Here is a 3,278-nt window from a genome sequence, read left to right as displayed (position 1 = left end):
ATACGACAAAACCAAAGAGTCCTACCTCGGCTTCGTCAATCTCGTCTCAGCCCTGCAATGGATACCCTTTGTCCACGAAACCTAGCTACAAATGCGACATATGCTCGAGCGTACGACACAGCAGAGTTCAAGAAGCAGAACTCGCGTCGACTATCCAGTTTGAAAATCGAAGGGATTTCAATGAACGGAATTGGTATCGGGGCGGCGACTGCAATTCTGTGTGCCCTGGCTGTGCCGTCGCTGGCTCGCGCGCAGAATCCCATCGTCCAGACGCGTTTCACGGCCGACCCTGCCCCCCTTGTGCATGATGGCGTGGTCTATCTCTACACCAGTCATGATGAGAATGACGCAACCGGCTTCAAGATGCTCGACTGGCAGCTCTACAGCTCGACGGACATGGTGAACTGGACCGATCGGGGAACCGTCGCCTCCTTGAAGACTTTCCCATGGGCGGTGCAGAGCAACGACGCCTGGGCCCCGCAAGTCATCGCCAGAGACGGAAAATTCTACCTCTACGCTCCGATCAGTATCGCGGGGCGGCCCAAGAATGTCATTGCAGTGGCGGTCGCCGACAAGCCTGAAGGGCCTTTCGTCGATGTGTTGGGCAAGCCTTTGATCGCTCCGGCCAATGACAATATCGATCCGACCGTTTGGATCGACGTCGACGGTCAAGCCTATCTCTACTGGGGCAATCCTGACCTGTATTACGTCAAGCTCAACAAGGACATGATTTCCTATTCAGGTCAGATCACCAAGGTCGATCGGATCCTGGATTATCAGGAAGGACCTTGGTTCTATAAGCGGAAAAACCACTACTACATGGCCTTCGCCTCTACCTGCTGCTCGGAAGGGATTGGCTATGCAATGAGCGACAAGCCGACGGGCCCATGGACCTATAAAGGGCCTATCATGGCTCACGACGCGCGCGCGACCGGCAACCATCCTGGCATCATCGACTACAAGGGCGGATCGTACCTGTTCGGCTTTAACTATGAACTGAACTTCGCGATGACGCCGATGCATCACGAGCGGCGCTCGGTGGCGGTCGCCAAATTCAACTACAATCCAGACGGCACGATCCCCAACTTGCACTGGTGGGACAGAGCCAGCGCACCTCAACTTGAGGCGCTGAATCCTTACAAGCGCGTTGAAGCAGAGACGATAGCCTGGACCTCGCGCCTCAAGCGCGATCAGGACCGGCCATATGATTGGGCCCCGGGCGTAACGACGGCGGGGGATGCGAAATCCGGTATCTTCGTGACCACGACCAAGAACCGCAGTTACATCAAGGTCGCTGGTGTGGATTTTGGTTCCGCTGGCGCCAGACGGTTCATTGCCACCGTCGCCAACGGCCTGCCGGGTTCGATGATAGAGCTGCGTTTGGACCGTACTGATGGGCCAGTGATCGGCACTCTGCCGATCGGCGAAACCGGCGCGCCTGGCGTTTGGCAGGAGCGCCAGACAAGCATAGCGGGTGCAATCGGCACCCATGATTTGTACCTGCTTTTCAAGGGCAGCGGCGACAGGTCGCTATTCGACTTCGATCACTGGCGGTTTGTCCAATAACGACAGGGGACGGCCAGACATTTGAACTGGCCGTCTCTTCCCGTGAGCGAGAGACACCCCAGTCATTTGCTTCAACCATGGGATCAAACACATAGTCAGGCCGCTGACGTCAGGCGATATAATATGACGCCGTGCGAGGCTATGTCATCCTCCAGCCGGTTGGCCATGAGGTCCAGGTGGCCTTCACCTCATTGGCCGTCAATTTCCCCATGCTTCACCTCGCCGGGACACATTCCACCACACCCCCTGAAATCCACCACACTTTCCACCACATTTTATCGTGGCTGTGGGTGAATAGTAGCGGACATGACAGCCTCTGAAGGCCAGATTTTCCGTAGAAAACCATGTCTTTCGGCGGGGGAGGGAGTAGAATCATGTTCTCTATCCTTTGTTTTTAAATGATAAAATAGGATGCGTAAGAACCACCCCCACATTATTCCCCACACTTTGCGAAAGTGTCGGTTAAAGTGGCGGTGATATGAGGACCGACGAGCGGCCCGAATGCGTGACGGTAGCGAGGCTGCCCGCACGCGCGCTTCTCATATAGCGCTGTAGCGGGTGGGCAGTCTTGCGGCAGGCAGGAGTGACCTGCGAGGGTCTAGGCTGAGCCGGTGGCGAACGGAGGAAACGACCACGAATCTGCACATGGCGGCTGGGGCTGACATGATTCGTGCGCAAAGGAGCCCCCATAGGCCTCGGAGAGAGGCAGTTCACGGTTCTTCCTCAAGGATGCTGCAAAAAATTTTAGCCTTTAGGCAATTTATCGTCGGCAAAAATCAGATATGTTATGCAAAGCTTTATCCCATATGGGAGATAGGCAGATCTACCAAAAAAGTTACTCTTTAGGTTTCTGAATTTTCCTATCGAATACTAGATGCCAAGCACTGTTCGCGGCACTTGATTATATTTTTCCATTCGCTCAACACCTCCCGAGTCCGCTGTTAATCGGACGTAACTTCGGGATTTGTTGCTATGAACTCTATGCTATGTTCAGTGAATGATGCCGCACAAATGCTTGGCATTGGGCGTACCAAGATTTACGAGATGCTCTCGAAGGGCGATTTGGCCTCGATGCAGATTGGCACTCGGCGGTTGGTGAAGATCGACAGCATCAAGGCGTTGATCGAACGCGCCACTGGCGGTGCCGCATGAGCGATGCGCCTGATAATGAAAGGGCCGGTGCTGCGGGAACAGCAACCGGCCCAGAAGATGCCAAAGCGGTCAGCCCGGCAACCATTGATACCTCAGATGTTCAACTCCCGCTAGACGAAACGCCGCCGGTCGATGGTGCCATTGGCAGCGGTGCGGATCTACTGGATCGTGTCTCAGCATTCATGCAGCGCTTCATTGTCCTGCCATCGGCTGATGCCGGGATAGCGGTGGCCCTCTGGGCAGCCCACACGCATCTTATGAGTGCGTGGGACACGACACCCCGCCTTGCATTCCTTTCGGCGGAGCCGGGTAGCGGCAAGTCGCTGGCGATGCGGCTTACTGCGTCCATGTGTCCGCTGGCTCTGGAGGCATCCAGTGCTACGACGGCCAGCCTTATTCGAGCCTTGGATGATCCAGAAGGACGCCCCACCTACTTCATCGATGAAATCGACACGAAGTATGGTCCCAATGCTAAGTGCGCGGCGACTGACAGGATGCGAGCGTAGCGACAATCAAGATGAGAATCGGTTGTTGGGGTGTCGGTGAAGGGCGGAGGGCGT

The 3,278-nt window shown here is 55.6% G+C and carries 3 protein-coding genes; all 3 read left to right on the top strand.

Going from position 1 to position 3,278, the window contains the following annotated elements; genetic code table 11:
• Window positions 1–180 precede the first annotated feature (180 nt).
• The 3 genes from K7W03_RS27005 to K7W03_RS26995 all read left to right on the top strand — a co-directional run bounded on the left by K7W03_RS27005 (window position 181) and on the right by K7W03_RS26995 (window position 3,224).
• Complete coding sequence (locus K7W03_RS27005; RefSeq protein ID WP_222888028.1) at window positions 181–1,566, top strand: glycoside hydrolase family 43 protein; 1,386 nt, start codon at window positions 181–183, stop codon at window positions 1,564–1,566.
• 993 nt (window positions 1,567–2,559) lie between these two features.
• A complete protein-coding gene (locus K7W03_RS27000) occupies window positions 2,560–2,718 on the top strand; it encodes a helix-turn-helix domain-containing protein (RefSeq protein WP_319024353.1) in 159 nt (52 codons plus the stop codon).
• Window positions 2,715–3,224, top strand: coding sequence for a hypothetical protein (locus K7W03_RS26995; protein ID WP_222888024.1), 510 nt, complete (start codon window positions 2,715–2,717; stop codon window positions 3,222–3,224). Before K7W03_RS27000 ends, K7W03_RS26995 begins: the two co-directional genes overlap by 4 nt.
• Window positions 3,225–3,278 lie beyond the last annotated feature (54 nt).

This window comes from Sphingobium sp. PNB (assembly GCF_019873065.1).
GTDB classification, from domain to species: domain Bacteria; phylum Pseudomonadota; class Alphaproteobacteria; order Sphingomonadales; family Sphingomonadaceae; genus Sphingobium; species Sphingobium fuliginis.
This window is presented reverse-complemented; position numbering and strand designations above follow the sequence as displayed.

Excerpts from the sequence above, each read along its gene's own strand:
- K7W03_RS27005 (WP_222888028.1), top strand. The coding sequence starts at position 181 with ATGAACGGAATTGGTATCGGGGCGGCGACTGCAATTCTGTGTGCCCTG.
- K7W03_RS26995 (WP_222888024.1), top strand. The coding sequence starts at position 2,715 with ATGAGCGATGCGCCTGATAATGAAAGGGCCGGTGCTGCGGGAACAGCA.